General features: G+C 55.8%; 15 protein-coding genes. 5 read left to right on the top strand and 10 right to left on the bottom strand.

The window, feature by feature from the left end; genetic code table 11:
* Window positions 1-8 precede the first annotated feature (8 nt).
* Window positions 9-380 (top strand): response regulator, encoded by a 372-nt coding sequence (locus tag RIB44_18590; protein ID MEQ8618586.1) that lies wholly within the window; start codon window positions 9-11, stop codon window positions 378-380.
* A gap of 32 nt (window positions 381-412) precedes the next feature.
* On the opposite strand, the gene RIB44_18585 is transcribed toward RIB44_18590, so the two are convergent.
* Window positions 413-754: a hypothetical protein gene (locus RIB44_18585; protein ID MEQ8618585.1), complete on the bottom strand. Its 342-nt coding sequence runs from the start codon at window positions 752-754 to the stop codon at window positions 413-415.
* 187 nt (window positions 755-941) lie between these two features.
* Window positions 942-1,349, bottom strand: coding sequence for a hypothetical protein (locus tag RIB44_18580; GenBank protein MEQ8618584.1), 408 nt, complete (start codon window positions 1,347-1,349; stop codon window positions 942-944).
* A gap of 801 nt (window positions 1,350-2,150) precedes the next feature.
* Between RIB44_18580 and RIB44_18575 the strand changes: the two genes are divergently transcribed.
* Window positions 2,151-2,861, top strand: a complete 711-nt coding sequence (locus tag RIB44_18575) for a hypothetical protein (GenBank protein ID MEQ8618583.1) — start codon at window positions 2,151-2,153, stop codon at window positions 2,859-2,861.
* Window positions 2,862-2,873: 12 nt separating this feature from the next.
* On the opposite strand, the gene RIB44_18570 is transcribed toward RIB44_18575, so the two are convergent.
* Window positions 2,874-3,761 carry a ribonuclease H-like domain-containing protein gene (locus RIB44_18570; protein ID MEQ8618582.1) on the bottom strand — a complete coding sequence of 296 codons (888 nt, stop codon included), beginning with the start codon at window positions 3,759-3,761 and terminating at the stop codon, window positions 2,874-2,876.
* Between the two features lie 36 nt (window positions 3,762-3,797).
* The gene (locus RIB44_18565; GenBank protein MEQ8618581.1) at window positions 3,798-6,323 is read right to left on the bottom strand and encodes a DEAD/DEAH box helicase; all 2,526 of its coding nucleotides are present in this window, start codon (window positions 6,321-6,323) and stop codon (window positions 3,798-3,800) included.
* Window positions 6,324-6,451: 128 nt separating this feature from the next.
* On the opposite strand from RIB44_18565, the gene RIB44_18560 reads away from it, so the two are divergent.
* The gene (locus RIB44_18560) at window positions 6,452-6,976 is read left to right on the top strand and encodes a hypothetical protein (GenBank protein ID MEQ8618580.1); all 525 of its coding nucleotides are present in this window, start codon (window positions 6,452-6,454) and stop codon (window positions 6,974-6,976) included.
* A 279-nt stretch (window positions 6,977-7,255) separates the two neighbouring features.
* On the opposite strand, the gene RIB44_18555 is transcribed toward RIB44_18560, so the two are convergent.
* The 6 genes from RIB44_18555 to RIB44_18530 all read right to left on the bottom strand — a co-directional run bounded on the left by RIB44_18555 (window position 7,256) and on the right by RIB44_18530 (window position 12,868).
* Window positions 7,256-9,022 (bottom strand): pilus assembly protein TadG-related protein, encoded by a 1,767-nt coding sequence (locus tag RIB44_18555; protein MEQ8618579.1) that lies wholly within the window; start codon window positions 9,020-9,022, stop codon window positions 7,256-7,258.
* Between the two features lie 90 nt (window positions 9,023-9,112).
* A complete protein-coding gene (locus RIB44_18550) occupies window positions 9,113-9,547 on the bottom strand; it encodes a pilus assembly protein (protein MEQ8618578.1) in 435 nt (144 codons plus the stop codon).
* A 189-nt stretch (window positions 9,548-9,736) separates the two neighbouring features.
* A complete protein-coding gene (locus RIB44_18545) occupies window positions 9,737-10,216 on the bottom strand; it encodes a pilus assembly protein (protein ID MEQ8618577.1) in 480 nt (159 codons plus the stop codon).
* Window positions 10,217-10,462: 246 nt separating this feature from the next.
* Window positions 10,463-10,927 (bottom strand): pilus assembly protein, encoded by a 465-nt coding sequence (locus RIB44_18540; GenBank protein MEQ8618576.1) that lies wholly within the window; start codon window positions 10,925-10,927, stop codon window positions 10,463-10,465.
* 65 nt (window positions 10,928-10,992) lie between these two features.
* The gene (locus RIB44_18535) at window positions 10,993-12,162 is read right to left on the bottom strand and encodes a pilus assembly protein TadG-related protein (GenBank protein ID MEQ8618575.1); all 1,170 of its coding nucleotides are present in this window, start codon (window positions 12,160-12,162) and stop codon (window positions 10,993-10,995) included.
* A gap of 55 nt (window positions 12,163-12,217) precedes the next feature.
* Window positions 12,218-12,868 (bottom strand): hypothetical protein, encoded by a 651-nt coding sequence (locus RIB44_18530; GenBank protein ID MEQ8618574.1) that lies wholly within the window; start codon window positions 12,866-12,868, stop codon window positions 12,218-12,220.
* Window positions 12,869-13,626: 758 nt separating this feature from the next.
* Between RIB44_18530 and RIB44_18525 the strand changes: the two genes are divergently transcribed.
* Both RIB44_18525 and dnaE read left to right on the top strand, forming a co-directional pair.
* Window positions 13,627-14,310, top strand: a complete 684-nt coding sequence (locus RIB44_18525) for an FHA domain-containing protein (protein ID MEQ8618573.1) — start codon at window positions 13,627-13,629, stop codon at window positions 14,308-14,310.
* Window positions 14,311-14,586: 276 nt separating this feature from the next.
* Window positions 14,587-18,204, top strand: a complete 3,618-nt coding sequence (gene dnaE / locus RIB44_18520; GenBank protein MEQ8618572.1) for a DNA polymerase III subunit alpha — start codon at window positions 14,587-14,589, stop codon at window positions 18,202-18,204.
* Window positions 18,205-18,231 lie beyond the last annotated feature (27 nt).

Genomic DNA, 18,231 nt, shown 5'->3' with positions numbered 1-18,231 from the left:
GATCAAGAATGTCCAAGCAAGTTCTCGACGTCGGCAACTGCGTGCCCGATCACACGGCCATCAAGCACTTTTTCACCAGCAACTTCGACTGTGAGGTCTCGCAGACACATGGCCCGGAAGACACGGTCGCTTTGCTGAAGAAGCAGCCTTTCGACTTAGTAGTGATCAACCGCAAGCTCGATCACGACTATACCGACGGGACCGATACGCTGAAGGCAATTAAAGCGGACCCTGCAATCGCTAACGTACCAGTGATGATTATCACGAACTACGAAGAGCACCAAGATGCCGCGGTCAAGCTCGGTGCCGAGCGTGGATTCGGCAAGCTGGAATACGACAAGCCCGAAACGCTTGAAAAGTTGCAACCGATTCTCGGCTAAGTGACAAGTCGCCCGGTTCTTAGCAACCTACCTTATTCGTCAATCAGCTCTTTCACCGGCTGCACAAAGTGGGGCGTCTTCTTGCTCAGTTCTTGAGCCTTTTTCTCGGCTTGCTTGCGCTCGTTGTGCTCGAAGAGTTCAACACGTTTGAGCGACTGATTAAACACGCCCCAGTAGGCTTTCAGCCTAACGACCTTGGCAGTGCGTTTCCGCTTGGCGGCCTTCTTCTTTTTCTTGACGGGCTTGTCGTCGTCGGCTGCCTTTTTCTTGGCCTTTTTCTTGGTTGCCGCTTTTTTGGCCGTCTTCTTCTTGGCCGGAGCCTTTTTGGTGGCTTTCTTGGCGGGGGTCTTTTTCTTAGCGGTCTTCTTGGCCATCGACAACGTTTCCAGGAGAAAGAAGCCGCTTGAAGACGCGGCTAGGTCAGTAATCGTAGGCTACGCATCTTAACAAACAGGCCAGAACACGCCTAGTGGCGGCCCGCAGCAACTAAATGCCATGGAAACCGCTTCACCCAGGCGAAGCTACTGCTGACAAGGCTTCATTCGGTGATGTGTCTGTTGGCTAGAGCAAAACACCAAGTCGCCGCGCCTGGAGAGTCAGAGCAGGCTGAAAATAAACCATAGGACGCAGCTTGTGAGCCCCTGGGCGGGTCTTCGAACGCTGGCGTGCCCAGAGGAATGTGCTGTCCACCAAGCGGCGTGGTAGCCGACCTTGAGCAACGGCTAGCACAACGGTGTCAACGAATTGAATGTCCGACTTGGTGCGAGCCTTTAGTCCAACTCGCAATTGGTCTCTCAGTGCTACCTGACGACCTGCCTGCCCTCGGGCACCCGCTTGACTGATCGTGACTCCGCGAGACTGCTGGGCACGCAGTAAGGGAGTCGCAGCCAGTAAAAAAATTCCGGCGAAGATCGCGAAAAAAATCCACTGTCCTAACGCAGAATGTCTTCCTCGAAAATCTATGCCCATGTGTTGGTTTCCTTACCCGTGTACTGGTCCGTTGCGGGTTGTAGGAAAAACCCGAACGCTACCGCAAGGCGACTTTCACGAGGAATGCTTGGACCGACAAGCGGCACGCGTTTTGCTCCACCGCTTGAGATCGGAGAAAAACCAGCCGACAGCTATTTCGCGAGGTAGAATTGTGGTGTAAAGTTTCGCTCCCTCGCGGTATGACGTTGAAGCCGTTTGACCGGCGTGCCGATCTGGTTAGTATCGGAGGGTCGAACAACCATACAAACATCACCTTGCAGGCTTGCACTGCGAGGACACAAGCCAAACTTCCTGGTCACATCCGTCGGGAGGACCTAAATATTGGATTGGCCTGCTTCGGCAATATGGCAGCGCGCAGCGCTGTTCGAGGCACGCCTTTCTTCCAGCGACTCTTCCCTGTCGCAATGAGACCGGAGGTTTGTTTATAAAAGCCGCGTGCGTCGCCTAGAGCTTCGCACGCGGCTTTTTTCTTGGGCATCGAGAGGTTGTTGGTCAACGAAATTCACGAATCACAAAAATCGATCTTGAATTCTGCCAAACCTGAGTCACTAACCTCGCCGAATTGCGGATTCAAAAAATCCGTCTTCCTGGCACGCTTCTGGGCAACACCTATTTGTTTCTCGACGACGTAGGCATCTCTTCCCTATTCTGCAACTATTTATCTATACTTCGTGTGATTCGTGAAATTCGTTGACGACTTAAGACAGTCCTCACAGCGATCGCTTTTTCTCTTCTGCATACATTATGATCCTGCATTTCTATCAACGAACAAACTTGACTGTGTTGATCACGATCGCAGTCTGTTGCGGCTGCGGCTTTAGCATCGAGCGGGTGAAGCCAGCCAATGAGAACACTCGTGACATTGTCCGGTACGAATCACCACAGGATTGCTACGATGCCATGACCATCGCAGCTAGCCAGGACGACTTCGAAGCCGCTCTCGACTGCATGACGGTGGAAACACAGCAACAGCTAGGTGGACTTCTCCTTTATCGGGGGCACCTCAACCGGGTCGCGGCTGATTACGCGATGTTTCGTGGCGACAAACGCGGAGAAGGAACCCAGGCGGCCATCACCGCCATGAACGAGATCTTCGATCGCTACAAAATCGACGCAAAGGTGCTTAATAACCTTCCTCCATTTACTGCCCAGACACTTTCCGACACGGTGGCAATGAGACAACTTGGAAAGCGGATCAATGACATCCACGGCTTCACCTCGGCAATGCTGTCGTTATTGGCGAAGCTGAATCCCGGGAAAGCTCCGCTGCAGGTTCTCGACGGTGAGCTTACCATTGACGAGTCGAGTGAAGACACCGCCAAAGGGACGATCGTTTCAGGGGATGCGACTGAGCAAGTTCAGTTTCGCCGCATCGAAGGTGGCTGGCAGATCGTTCTTGAGGTCTCTGGCCTTACCCAACAGAGTCGACCTGCGACTTCAAAAGAGCCTAGCAGAACTCCTGGCCCGGATGCGTTGGACAATCTGGAATAAACGCCTTTTTGGCTAAGCGACAAGTCGCATTCCTAAGTCCAAGAGCGTAACCAAGTCGATGGCGTTGTGCAGTAAGATCGAATCCATCTCGCGCTCGAATCCTGTGCGGACATACTGCTCATAAGCCGCCGGGATTTGGCTGCCAGGAATATCATCCGTCCGCAGCCGTCCGCAAACGTTTCGTTCTAGCGTTTGAAGTTTGCAATCAGCAAACTGCCCGCGCCAGCGACGGCGGGCCAAATGGAGGAAATCAACGTGAACTGGCCGCGGGGGTTGCTCGCCAATGAATAGGCGATGGCGAATCGTCCGATCTTGCACCATCGGCCAGTCGAAACTCTTGCCGTTGTACGTTGCCAGGACTGTCTCGGGAGTGATCCGTTGCCAGAGACTCTTCAGCACCGCGGCTTCTTCCGAATAGTCGCGCGCCAAGAGCAGTTCAACCGCCAACTGTCCTTCTACTTCGCGTAACAGACCTACCAGGAACAGTGGGCAGCCGGAAAGCCCGCAGGTTTCTAGGTCGAGCAGCAACTGGTTGCTGGGAAAGCCCGCAGCGAATGCCTCTTCAGTTCCACCATCAGAAAGGTGGGCTGCTCGCCGACGGACGAGTTGCTCACCGCCGGGCCAAAGTGTCTCTAAAGGAATCTGAATGAGAAGATGCTCGCCGCATTCGTTGGAAACCGCTTCCCCTCGACGGACCAAGCCGGGAAGAGGTGGTACTTGCCCTGGACGAGTCGCTCGCTGAGTGGCCGATCTGCGCTTCGCTTTCGGCGAAGCTTTCGATGAGGCTTTCGATGAGGCTTTTAATGGCGCTCGCGGTTTCGCCACGGAAGCCGTCACCTTCGGAGCAGGCAGCGGTCCGCGGTTAAGTGCTTCCAGTCGAAGGCGCAACGAATCGTTCATCAAGGACTTCTAACAGACGCGGAGCAAGCTCAGCGGCTAAACGCTGATCGTTGAGGGGATGTCAGCTTCTCCGATCATTTCACACGTTTGTTCAGCACAAAGCAATTCCAATAATTTCATGGTCGCCTGCTTGTTCGGCATGGGGTGGCCACGCTTCAGATCGGGGTCGCTGTGGACGCCGCTGCCCTGGTCGGCCAGCCCGACGCAACTGGGGCAACCTGCCTCGCACGGGCACTCGGAGACTAGCTGCTGGCATAGGGAGAGAAGCTGATCGAGGTGACGGCGTCCTTGTTCGCAATAGCCAAGCCCACCTGGATAACGATCGTAGAGAATCATCGTCGGGCGACCTAGGTTTTGGCTTTCGACTACGCCACCGATATCGCGGGCGTCGCACATGGCGATCATCGGGAGCGTCACGACAGCCAGGTTTCGCAATCCGACTAGGCCTTCGTTCGGCTTGAGGCCAGCCGCCTTGAGTTCTGCCCGCACGGAATCGTCAGGCGCGAGCCACAACGCGGTCGTCGAAAGCTGCTGTGATGGAATATCGACCGGACCCATGCCGATGTTTTCTTTCGTTCCGAATTTGATCTTCTTGAAAGCAACGGTTTGCCAAGTCACGTCGACATCGCCGTAGCCGACGGTGGCTTTCTGCTCGACTTCGTCCGGGGTCGGGACGACCCGGCTCTCGTCAGTTACGAGTTCGCGCGTTTCGACGATCACAACGTTCTGCTCAAGCACGGCTTGCGTGTAGTAGTCCGTCTCGCGTCGTTCGACGTAAGCGATTTTTCCTTGCAAGTCGAGTTCGCGGACCAAATGTGTTTGCCCGTTGTGCAAGTAAATGGCCTCGGGGTAGACCAACTCGGGCGCACTGATCGAGTCGACATTGGCAAGCACGACGTGACTGGTTTCGCCATGCCTGGTGGCGGCCAAGCCGGCGTGGGGCTTCTCCGACGTGCGATGCGGCTGCATGCCTGCTTCGTGACGACCCAGGTTATCAATCGTTGGGCCTGGTTGCTTTTTGTAGTCGCTCCCGCCAATGAGAACGATGTTCACCATGTTGTCGCTCATGTTGCGAAGCGACACGGCTACAGCCGGATTCGAGCCCCCCGGATGATAAAACTGCCCCCGAACTTCGGCCAGTTTTTCTTCCTCGCAAAGAACGTCAACGATCGGCTCTGACAAGGGACCAAACGAGGTGAAGTCTTCTTCGGTGAGCGGCAATTCGAAGGCCGCACAAGGGAGGTGACGGGCCAGGACATAGGGATTGTTCGCATCAACGACGGCATGCTCAGGTGATTGGGCGAAGAAGTACTCAGGGTGTCGCAACAGGTACTGGTCGACCGGGTCGTTTCCTGCAAGCAATACGGCAAGACTCTCTTCTGTGGTCCTGCCGCTGCGACCAGCTTGCTGCCAGCAACTGGCGATCGTCCCCGGATAGTTGACCATCAGCGCAACGTCTAACGAGCCGATGTCGATGCCGAGTTCCAGGGCGTTCGTCGTCGCGACGCCGCGCAGCGTGCCGGAGAACAAATCATGTTCGATCTGCCGGCGTTCATTCGGAAGATAACCGCCGCGATAAGCGCGCACTTTCTGGGCGTGGGGTGATTGCTGATCGGTGAGGCGCTCGCGTGCGTACCGCTGGACTAGTTCTGCCGCTTGCCGCGTTCGCGTGAAGGCGAGTGCCTGTCCCTCAGCGTCAATCGCCTCGGTCATCCAAGTAACGGCATCGTCGGCAGCGCTGCGCCGTGCGAGGGAATCTTCTCCCAATGGCGCTGGATTCCAGAGTGCGAAGTACTTCCGTCCTCGCGGAGAGCCGTCTTCGTCGATGACCTTCACCTCGCGATCCAAGAGCTTTCCAGCTAGCTCACCCGGATTGGCAATGGTGGCGCTGGTTGCCAGGAACGTCGGGTCGCTGCCGTAATGCTTGCAGATGCGCATAAGCCTCCGCAGAACGGCTGACACATGGGCCCCAAGGATCCCACGGTAGGTGTGGACTTCGTCGATCACCACGAACTGAAGCGTGCTGAAGAACTCCGCCCACTTGGGATGGTAGGGCAAGATGGCCGCGTGCAGCATGTCGGGGTTGGAGAGGACGAGTGAAGCTTCATTGCGAATCCGCTTCCGCTGGGCGATCGGGGTATCGCCATCGAACACGCCTGGTCTGACGGCAGAGGCTAATTGATCGTCGTCAGCCACCAGTTCCAAGATGCCTTTCAGTTGATCCTGAGCGAGCGCCTTCGTGGGATACAAACACAACGCGCGAGCGTCACCAGAGAGGATCGATTCAAAGATCGGCAACTGATAGCAAAGCGTTTTTCCACTTGCCGTGCCCGTGACAGTGACCCAATCTTCGCGCGCACGGGCGGCTTCTAAGGCTGCGGTCTGATGCGAATAGAGTTGCTCGATCCCACGCTTGTTGAGGACTCGCTCAATGGCTTCTGGAAGCGGCTGGTCCGGGCTGGCGAACTGCCCCGGCCTTTCGGGAAGGACTTCGAGATGTTCGAGTTGTCCGGCATAGTCACGCCTTGTTTGGATTCGCTGAATGAGTGCTTGCACATCCATGCTTGTGGCTCTCCTTGGCCCCTGACTGAACGCCTGAGCTGTAGTTGACGTGTGTTTAGTATAGAGTTCGGCCATCCGAGCCGACAAGGCAAGGTTCTTCTAGCGCCGATTTGTCAAACGATCGGAGAGTGCTAGCAACCGTATTAACGCTGCCCTATGGCTCGTCGGCGGTGTTTACTACGCTCCGTCGCTCAACCACCCGCGTTCCTGAGGATGCTCTGATCATGTGCTCCGCACTACTCGCCTTACAAGAATTCAACACCTCCCAAGGTATTGTCCTTGATGATTCCGCTCAGCAAATCGTCAACGATGTGCTAGTCTGGATTGGCTTTGGAACCGTCGTCGGTTTATTGGCCAAGGGCATCATGCCAGGGCGTGACCCGGGCGGGGCGATTGCTACGGTGCTGATGGGTGTCGGCGGAACGATCCTGGGTTGCGGCGTTGCCAGTTACTTCCGCGGAGGTGAACGCGTCATCCCGATCAGTCCGATGGGCATGCTTGTGGGTATCGCCGGGACGCTGCTCATACTGTTCTTCTATAAGATGCTTGGCGGATATTACTTTGTCGAAGGCGAGTACGTCACGCGTTCGCACCGTCGGCGACGTGGGTACGGTCGACGTCGCCGGTTCGACTCCGCAGCGTATGAAGACTAGGCGTTTAGGCTGCAGGAATTAGGCTTTAGGGTTGGCATAAGAAACCGCTCTCCAATGGTGCCCTAAAGCCTACAGCCTGAATCCCTAGAGCCTCTACCGTACGATAGCTGGTAGCGCCTCCGCGCGGCCCAGGACACGGCAACCGCGTTTCAACGCCACCAGCTATCTGGGGCAGAGGTAGGTTCCTTTAGTTTGGTAACAGGCGGAAGGCGGGGGGATGAAAGTGGACGGTGGGAGGGCTGCCACGCATTCCACCTTCAACCCCGCCGCCAACAGCCTCTATTCAGCGGTTAACTCGAATACCAACTTCGGTGGTGGAACCTTCGCCGCGATTTGGCGGAAGGCATCTAGCAGATCCTCCTCCATCGCTGCGACGGTCGTACCGCCTGGGACGTCGATGTACTGGCCGCCACCGGCAAAGGCGATGGCCCGCATGAGGTCGCGATCCGCTCCCGCACCCACCGCCATGGTGTGCAAGGTGATCCCTCGCTTGGCAGCTTCGGTGGCTTCCCAGAAGGCATACTGCTTCTTCCAGTTGCTCGTGGAGTAGTCGGCCGTACCGTCGCCATCGTAGTCGGTCCAGTCAGCCCATTGGAAGCTTTGCGGCATGCTCCACCCCGACGGGCCTTGGTTGGTTTGACCATCAGTCATGATTAGCATCGTGGGACGAGCACCATAGCGAACGTGGCCGTCATCATCGGGGTCGCTAGGACTACCGATCAATAGCTCGTGCGCCTTGAGGATTCCGTCACCCATGCCCGTCCAGCCATCGTAGTCACCCGCCTGGTGACGACGCTGGATAAGGTCGATCGTGGCGTAATCATTCGTGATGGGATCTTCACTGATGTCGACGTCCACCTCCCCGTCGTAGTGACTCCATTCCTTGACTGCCCAGGCACCGTAGCTCACCAAACCAAGCTGGTCACCGAAGTCGAGGTCCGTGAGGAAGTCGCAGAACAAGGAAGCACCATTCTTAATCGCATTGAACGGATAGTGAGGCATCCGCCACATGTCTTCGCTGCTAGTTCGGCTGTAGCGTCGCTCCTGCAAGTAATCCATCATTGTGCGGTACCCGTACTTTTTGCGGTACGGTCCGCTCATGCGGCGTGTGTGATAGATGTAATCTTTCCAGAGAGCGTCGCTGTAGCTGGCGCTAGGTTGCGGACGAGGCGTACCGTCGCTGTAGCGGCCTGACTGAGGGAACGGGTATTTCGGGGTTCCATCTGAGTTGCGGTCGCCCAGATTCAAGTAGTTAAAAATCGTGTTGGTGTCACTGCTGCTGTAGTAAACGCCTTCGTAGGAATTGATTCTCCCGTAGGCGGACAAGATCTTCGGATTCCCCGTATCAGGCCAATGCAGATCGGCATCCACGAGCGAATCCCACATTGCGTCGAGCGAATCTTCGACCTGTGATTGGCCGAGCGAGTTGATGCTTTTCAGTGAACTGTCGTCGTTCATCGAAGCTGAGAAGTCGAGAACGGTCACGATGTCACGAGCTTCAACAAACGCCGTCGCTGAGGCTTGGATGGGCACCTTCGAGCGACCCACTGCCCAACCGAAGGCCAGGGGCAGTTGGCCATCGGGGGCAGTGGTGTCTTCGTTGGTTCTGCGGGCGACGACCTGCACGACGTTGTAAGGCGACTCGTCCCAGACGATCGGCCAGGTGCCGTTCGCCTCGTTGTAGGAACGCTTCCCGAAGCGGACGTCGGTTGCCGGATCGATGTAAACGCCGTTAGCAGCGGCGACTTGTTCAGCCATGCTGCGAGCTGCAGCAGCGGCAATGGAGTTCGCATCGAGATTCACCGAGCTGTTGTTTGCACCGGCGGCATGAACCGCGGCGGTGATCTCTTGTGCCGCAGCCAGCGCTGCAGCGTCAACTCCATTCTGCATGTTGGTTTCCGTCAAAACCATACGGCCCGTATCGACCGACATGGCGACAAACGCAAACACCACGCAAAGGCAGAAGCCGGTCAGCACCACCGCGATACCCCGACGGTCGTCAGGTCGGCGTCCATAAACGAGGGGTAGTTTCGATTGAGTATTCATAAGTGCCTCCAACGGCGAGGGGGAGAACTCTGAGTTTTGCGAAGTCCTGGAGTTTTGATTGTGATTCGCGGTCCGAATCTCGACTTTCTGCTAATCCGAATACGTCAGTCTTCCATTACGGAAGGTGATCGAAGCGGTTAGGGTATAGTCGTTGTTCTCCGGAACTGGCGTATAACTCACCGAGGAGTACGGGGCTTCGATGGTCACGTCGAACAACTTGAGGTCGTTCGCTGGATCGTCGAGGTTGAAGGTTTGATCAGGGTTGTCGTGGTCGAGGATTTGAACATCAATCGAATCGCGATCCATTCCCGTTGAAGCCAAGTAGTTCTTCACGTCGTTCTCTAGCTTCGCGTTGGCCGTTTCGCCATCGCTGAGCATGCCGGCCCGATCCATCGATGCAAAACGGGCTCCCTCGCGAGCTGCGGTCTGCAATAAGTTCTGGGCGTTGTAGACGCGGCTGAGCTCGATCAGCCCGACAACGATCGCCAACAGCACGGGGGCAACGACGGCGAATTCGACCGCCACGGCTCCCAACCTTGCCGGACACCGCCGTGACGATGGTCGGCACGTGTGCCTCTTCTTTCTGTCTCTTAGTAGCGTCATGGTGTTTCTCCAACTTTGGGGAACGTGGCGGTTAGGTGTTTGGATAGGTAAGCGGAAAGTGTTAGGTGCTTCGGTGGAACGTCACGGAGGGCGTTCCCTAAGAAAAACGATTTACTCGTGCCTCATAAACGATTGCCCACCGAGGATCACTCCGTTCATGAAAGGCATGGGAACCAGGGCGATGTCGTTGTAGGGAATCGTTGCCCTCACGACGAACAACTGACGTGGCTCGGCATCCTGAACTTCTAAGGCAGGCATGGACTCGATTTGCTCGACGGTCTGCTCACCTGCAGTTGGGTTATCCATGCTGCTGGCATCGTTAACGAAAATGTTCAGCGACGAGGTATCGACAGCCGAACCGATGGTGTCGATCACACGCTGATTCACTTGAGCAGAAGAGATACCTTCGGTGGAACCCAAACGGGCTCCGCTCCGGGCAGCGCTTTGCATCAGATTGGCCACCATCTGAGCGTGACCGAACTCGATGATCGCAAAGACTAAAAAGAAGAGGACTGGCAACACGAAGGCTGCTTCTACCACCGTGGTTCCACGGCGATTGGGCGAACGATCAGTTTTTCGAGAGCATAGCATGGCAACGGTCGCTTGCAGCGCGCTCTACAGTCGTGCCCCTGTAGAGTGACCTTAGGGAGAGGAGTTGTGCAAAAGTTACGATACGTCGTTTCACTTCAATGCTGGGGAAGCGTATCGCTAGGGAGTTGAAAAGTGATTTGTGAAAAGAAAGTGATTAGCTTCTATTCAAACTTAGGTCATGAAATGTCGAGGCGTCTGATAATTCTTGCGGTTTTTCACATTTCTGCTTCAGTCTTCTGACGACATTCAGAAGCCTTCTTTACGCATCACGGAAGACGCCTGTAAAGACACTCCTCCCATAAACCAAGGCGAAGGCATCCAACTGACGTTCGCAAAGTCGACCGATACGTGAACGGTAATCTCGTCGCCAGGGTCCGTGGCGGCAGGGTCTGGGCTGACGGTCACTGTGACGCCCGGAACGCCGGTGTTAGTGGCATAATCTTCAACCCTGGTGATCGTGTTCGACTGGGTCCCTGACAGCGTGATGGCCTTCCTAGCTCCCACGCGTGAGGCATTGGTAATCACCTGTTGGACCATGAGCGCCCGTCCTACTTCGATCATGCCCAAAACGAGCATGAAGAAGATGGGAGCGACCAAGGCGAATTCAACCACGGAAGCTCCCCGTCGTTCCGCTGCTCGATAGCCACGAAGCGAAGATCGTTGGATCCTCCCTGAGGCGTCACGAGTGCGTCGATTAGTGAGAAATCTCATTTCAATAACCCCAATTCGGTAGTAATGTTCAATCGGTGTGCCCTCAACTAGGTGGGTGACCCACTCTAGTTCACGAGGACGACTGGCGAGTAGACGTAGTCGCTCTCGTCGTCCTTACCAGGAATGACTCCTTCAACAACCATAGGGGCAGGTTGGACAATCACTCTTTTCTTGTTCATCGGACCGGTAAGCTTGACGTCCAAGATACGGATGCCGGCCCACTTGACGATGGTGTACTGAGCGTTGTTGCCCGGTCCGTGAACGCGAGAGAAAATGGGGATGATACGTGGCTGGCCTTTGATGGCCTTCAATTCGTCTTTGACACCCGCACTAATGCCGGTGTCACCATTGAGCTCCAGTTCTCCGTTGGCATCAAACTCTAGCACACCATTGTGGTGGGCCATATCGGTTGGAGAAACTCCGTAGAGAATCTGTCGGGCGATGTCGTTGGTGCTGTTGTTACTGCCGCCGATATCTACGGTACCTCGATTGCCAGGTGAACCCGTCCCTTGCGGATACAGGTTCACTTCGAGAATGCCATCAGAACCGCTGGAGATCGCACCTGTTTCGGCATCCCATGCCCAATTATCGGGAGCATAGCCGGCCAGCAAATCGTTCCAGGTGTCTTCATCGAGCGCGAAGGGAAGCAGGTCGATATTGCCGCCATGCCCAGGCACGGAAAGCCCGGAAATGCCTGCGGTATAGGCAGCTGTGGCTTCACCGCGAATCTCCTGACCAGAGAGGCCGAAGATCTTAGCAAAGAACAAGGGGACTTTGCCGTTGATGTTCTCGTTCTTCCGAATCCTTACTGTGACTGCATTGAAGTCCTTCGTGCTATACGTATCGACCGTCGGATCAGCAGTGTAGAGATCATCGATTCGACCGTAAGTGATGTCTCCAGACGTACTGTTGCTGAGGTTCGGATCAATCTGCGTTGCAGCACCGCCGATTCGATTCAAGCCCGCATACTGGGCGGCTACAAGGCGTCCCGCATTGATCGAATCGTACTGATTGTTGTCGTGCGCTCGATTCTTAGCATACTCCCAGCAAGCGGCCAGCGCTGCAGAATCTGCGGTGCGTTGTAATTCCTGTTCGCTAGAAAGGATATAGCCCACGTCAACCGTGAAGGCGACCATTGCCAACATGCAAACGGTCATTAGCGCTGCGAGGACGGTAATCGCGCCCTTGCGTTGCCCCCTGCTAGTTCGAAGAAAGCTTGGCTTGCCAGTGTTCATTTGAAAACTCACTGATGGAAGGTTTGCTTAATGGAAAGTGAAACACTCCTCAGGCTTAAGGATCAATGTCTGCATCGACGTCGATCGGAGCTTCCATCTCGTACATGTTCCCCTCGGCATCCCACCATCGAATTTTGGTGAGGATGAGTGACTTGACGCGATTGCCCCCGAAGTTGACACCTGAGCCGGTAATGGAAACTGCGGGACGATAGTTGTTGAGGTTCGCGAGCGTCGAATTGATCGTGAATCGCATGTAGCCTTGGTTGCCGAACGCACCCCAGGATTCCGAAGTTCCGTTATTAACATCAAACGTCAGGCTATTGTTGGCGGTATCGAGTTCCAATCGCTGAACCCAAGTGACCGTCTCATCGGTATAGTGAAGCATTCCGTTGGGAGAGCCATTGCGGCTATCCTCAAAGTCTTCTCCGTACCAACGCTGCACCTGCATGCCACCCGCAGTAAAGTCGGGGTCGCTGCGATAGTTCAGCGTATAGACGAAAAAGTCGTGATCGATGTCATTCGTAGGCGACATAATCATCGTCACTTGTGGACCACTGACGCCGCCATCAGGCTGGCCGACTTTGAGTTCCCAGTGTTCTTCAATAGCGACCACTTCAAGGGCTTGGGTCTGTGCCGTTAATCCAATAAAGACTACGACAGCAACTGACCAGGCGACGGCAATTGTTTTGAATTTTTGAAGTATCATTTTTGAGGCTCCAGAAAAGAGTTTGCTTTGAAAAGTAGTGGCTGTTGTGACGTATCACTTCGCCGATGCGCAGCAGCCTTCACTCCGACGCCAGCCGAGCCAAAGCTCGACCTGGGGAAGCAGCTTTCTTGTTGAAAGCCTTCATTTGTGAGAACGCACGAACCGCTCAGGGAACACTCGCTCTACTTCTTACGAAACTTGGAAGATGAGTTTGGGGGACAGCCGGGCTGCCCATCGACGCCTATATGGTTGCAGCTAGGGGCAATGCTGCATAAGAAAAGTGGTGAAGCGGGCCTGCCTATCGCTGACTTCGCTCCTAGTAAAAACATAGTTCACGAAAACTTAACGAGTCGCAAAACAAGCGAAGAAACTCGAAATAGGCATGAATATCAATGTCCGTCATTGTTTGTGTTGTCTATTGGCAACTCGTGGCTTTCGATTGAGTCACAGGTGCAACGCCGATGTGGTTGTTCCACGTCGTTTTTGGGCGCCTGATATGAAAAGGAACAATCGAAGAATGTTTTCTACAGTGCCATCTGAGTAACGGTTTTTGGATCAACCTCGGAAGATCGGACCCTGGAAATCGGGATCTGTGTCTAACCATGCTCATCAGTGGTTGATAAGGGAAGTCTGAGGATTCGCGAAGCCGCAACTTTACTTGCTCCCAGCCCCAGGGCGTGTTATAAGCGCTGTAGGGCGAGGGCAAATTCGGGACAGTTAGGCAAGACTTCCTGCGAGCGAGAGGCGACCGAAACAAAGTGGCTGACGGCGGAATCACGTTACGTGTTCTCGATGGGGCGGATCGAGGCGACGTTTACTCGGACCTGGAAACCCCTATCACGATCGGTCGTGAAGAAGGGAACACCGTCCAGTTGCACGACGAGCGGATCAGCCGCTTCCATCTGAAGATTCAGGAGGACCGCGACAAGCTGGTCCTCACCGATCTGGAAAGCACCAACGGCACCCGCGTTAATGGCGAGGATACGCATCTCAGGATCCTTCGCTATGGCGATGTCATCACCTTGGGGCGTTCGGTCGTCCTGTTCGGCACCCGCGAACAGATCGCCGCTCGCTTAGAGGAACTGCGTGAAGGCCTGGGCGACACCAACGAGCTGGCCGCGGACGAAATTGCTAAGCGTGCGAACGATTCGCAGTCGCTCAGCTTCGAGTTTAAGCTTGGCGCTTCGGAAGACCTGCAAAGCACGCTCCACATCCCCGGCCCACCCGATCTGCCGGAGAACCTCAGCCCGGGGCAAGCAGCTCAAGTTTCTGAGTTGCTGGAGTATCTGCACCTCCGCGCCCGGCAGCTCTTGCAAAATGCCGTTGTGGAAGAGGAATCCAGCCGCGTCGAAATTCCGCTGGTCTACTGGCAGGACTTGCTGGAAATGCAATCACAGTTGGCCGAGTACCTGCGGTCGATTGGCGAGCCGGGCGGTGCTTAAGTTTGGACAGGATAACAGGATTTTCAGGATCAACGAGATAAGCTTAGAAGTTTTCTTCTGTCTTACTGCAAACTCGATTGAAATCCTCGCGTTTGCATCGCAAATCGTTTTCTTCATCCCGTCGATCTCGCCCATCCCGTTATCCGGTCATTCCTTAGCGCTCTTGGCGTCCTTGGCGGTTCAAAATGTAGTAGGCCGGTAACAGTCTCGCAGAGCAGTCGGTACAATCACGGTCAGCACAAGTGACTGCCCACTGCCCACTGCCTACTGCCCACTATGCCGTCTGCTCCTTCATTCGTTCATCTTCACTGTCACAGCCACTATAGCCTGCTTGATGGGGCTAGCCCGATTAAGGGGCTTGTCGGCCGGGCCAAAGAGCTGGGGATGAATGCGCTGGCGCTCACCGACCACGGGAATCTCTACGGCTCGCTGCAGTTTTACCAGGCCGCCAAGGACGCGGGGATCAATCCGGTCCTCGGGTACGAGGCCTACGTTGCTCCCGGCAGCCGGCTGGACCACAGTGGTGCGGCTTCGAGCAAGGCGGCCAGTTACCACCTCACGTTGCTCGCCAAGAACGCCACAGGCTTTCGCAACCTCGTGAAAATGGCCAGCAGCGCCTATCTGGAAGGGTTCTATCACAAGCCGCGGATCGATCGCGAGCTGCTGGAGCAATACAACGAAGGGATTATCTGCCTCTCAGGGTGCGTCTCCGGTGAATTCTCGCGGGCGCTGCTCAATGGCAGCGAGCCGCCGTTGGAAGAACAGATCGTCAATGCGACCGAGATCGCTACTTGGTTCCATGAAGTCTTCGGCGACCGCTACTTTATCGAAGTGCAGGACAACGGCGTCGAGATCCAACGCCTTGCCAAAGAGGCCGCAGTGATCGTCGCCAATCGGATGGGCCTGCCGTTGGTCGCGACCAGTGATGCGCATTACGTGAATCAGGAGGATGCCGAAGCTCAGGACGTGCTGCTCTGCATCAATACTGGTAAATTCCGCACCGACACGAACCGCATGAAGATGGAGGGGGATCAGTTTTTCCTTCGCAGTGCGGAACAGATGTTCGAAGCGCTGCCCGACATGGAGGAAGCCCTCGGTCGCTCGCAAGAAATTGCCAATTCGGTGGACATCGACCTAGAGCTAGGCAAACGGCATTTCCCGACGTTCCAACCGCCCCCCAATCCTGACAACACCGAGAAAAGCTCGAAAGAGTATCTCTATGAGCTTTGTCTCGAAGGTCTGAAAGAACGCTACGCCAAGGTGCCACATCGTTGGACGAATGACGATCCGGGCACTGAGCAGCTATCCCAGGAGGTTCACGACCGGCTTGATCGCGAACTGGGCGTCATCAACAAGCTCGGCTTCCCGGACTACTTCTTGATCGTCTGGGACTTTGTGCGTTTTGCCGTCGAAGAAGACATTCCCTGTACGGCCCGTGGCTCCGGTGTGGGTTCGCTCGTCTGCTACGCCCTCAAGATGAGCCACGTCTGCCCGCTGGAGTACGACCTGCTGTTCGAACGGTTCCTCGACGAGAATCGCCTCGAAGCGCCCGATATCGATATCGACTTCTGTAAGGAACGTCGCGGCGAAGTCATTCAGTACGTGAAGGACAAGTACGGCGAGGCCAACGTCGCTCAAATCGGCACATTCGGAACGCTTGCCGCGCGGGCGGCCATCCGTGACGTGGGCCGGACGATGAGCATCCCCATCTACCGTGTCGATCAAATCGTCGGCATGGTGCCCGATAAACTGGGAATCTCGCTCGACGAGGCGCTCGAAACCTCCGACGAGCTGAAGAAGACGTACGAAGCCGATCCGGAGATTCGCGAACTACTGGACCTCGCTCGCAAGATTGAAGGTCTCGCGCGCAACGTTGGCACGCACGCCGCGGCAGTGGTGATCTCCGAGAAGCCCGTCGATGAGTACGTCCCACTCCAACGCGTTAAAGGCAAGACAGAAATCATCACCCAATGGGCGATGAAAGATGTTGAGGACGCGGGCCTGTTGAAAATGGATTTTCTGGGCCTCCGCAACCTGACGATCCTCGCCCGCACGGTCGATTTGATTGAGCAGTCGCAAGGTAAGCGAATCGATCCGCATGAGTTCCCTTTGGACGACAAGGAAAGCTTCGCGGTCCTTTGCCGTGGGGAGACGAAAGGCATCTTCCAGCTCGAATCGGGCGGTATTCGCGATTTGCTGCAACGGATGAAGCCTGACCACTTCCGCGACATCATCGCCACCGCCGCCCTCTACCGGCCGGGGCCGCTTGAAGGCGGCATGGTCGATCAGTACATCGAAGTGAAGCATGGCCGTAAGGAGGCCGAGTATCCTCATCCGGTGATGGAGGAAGTCCTCACTGAGACCCACGGCGTGATGGTCTATCAAGAGCAGGTCATGCGGATTCTCAACCGTCTGGGCGGCATCCAACTTTCCAACGCGTACACGTGCATCAAAGCGATCAGCAAGAAAAAGCTGCCGATGATCGCCAAGTACCGAGAGGAGTTCATTCAAGGGGCAAGCGATCAGGGGCTCGACAAGAAAAAAGCCGTTGAGCTGTTCGAGATGATCGAAAAGTTCGCCGGTTACGGCTTCAACAAGAGCCATTCGACCGCCTACGCACTGATCGCCTACCAAACGGCCTACTTGAAGGCACACTTTCCGGTCGAGTTCATGGCCGCGCTGCTTTCCTGCGACATCCCCGGGCGGAACTTCAAGAGTAAGGACTCACTTGTTGAGCATCTGGAAGACTGCCGCCGGATGGAGATCGATGTTGTCGCGCCGAACGTCAATCACGGAGAGCCCGAGTTCAAAGTCGAAGGCGAGAAGATCCACTTCGGGCTCAGTGCCGTAAAAGCATGTGGAGGCTCGGCGGCAGAATCGATTCAGGCGGAGCGTGAGGCGAACGGACCCTACAAGAGCATTTTCGATTTCTGCGAACGACTTGACGCGACCGATTGCAATCGAGCGGCGATTGAAGCGCTAGTCAAAAGCGGCGCGTTCGACGAGCTGGGCGGCCACCGGGCACAGTACCTAGCCGCTCTTGATCGAGCGATGCAAGCCGGTCAAGCAGCCGCTGCTAATCGCAAGAGTGGGCAGAAGGGGCTTTTCGACGAAGTGGAAGAGGAGGAAACCACCTCCGACGCCGCGCTGGACCTTCCAGCCATCACCGCTTGGCCAGAGAAGGAACAGTTAGTGCTGGAGAAAGAAGTGCTGGGGTTCTATCTCAGCAGTCATCCGCTGGCGGAATACGAGCAGACTCTTCGAGCTTTCTGCACGCACACCAGCAAGTCGCTTGTGTCGCTGCAACACCGGGATGAGGTCTTGATGGGAGGCATGCTCGCGGCGATCAAAATGTCGCACACGAAGAATCCCCGCCCTGGTCAGGTTCACACGAAGTACGCCATGTGGGATCTCGAAGACCTCGATGGCATTACCCGCTGCATCATGTGGCCAGAGCAATTTGCCGAATACGGCGAGCATGTCGCGGGCGACGCGATCCTGGCGATCAAAGGTAAGGTCGATCGACGCCCGGGGGCAGAAGAGGTGAACCTGATCGTCGACGAGTTGATCCCGATTGCCGAGTTACCTGAGCGATACAGCAGCGGGGTGGTGATTCGCGTCGAAGAGGCTAAGCACGGCCAGGATTCACTCAAACAGCTCCGTGAGATCCTCCGCGGGTATCCCGGACGGAAGAAACTCAAACTGCGACTCGACTTGGCCGGCGGCGGCCAAGTTTGGCTCGATAGCCAGTGGGGCGGCGTTGATCTGACCGCCGAATGCCGCAGCCGGGTTGATAATCTGCTGGGCGAGGGCAACCTGCACCTGCAGACTTCCCGGCCCCAGATGAGCCAACGCAATGGTGGCCGAAAGAATCGGCAAAATGGGCGTGGCTGATGAGGTTCTTCCAACTATGATGGAGAA

The organism is Lacipirellulaceae bacterium (assembly GCA_040218535.1).
Lineage (GTDB): Bacteria > Planctomycetota > Planctomycetia > Pirellulales > Lacipirellulaceae > Adhaeretor.
The sequence above is the reverse complement of the archived record's forward strand: the minus strand, read 5'-3'. Positions and strand labels throughout refer to the sequence as shown.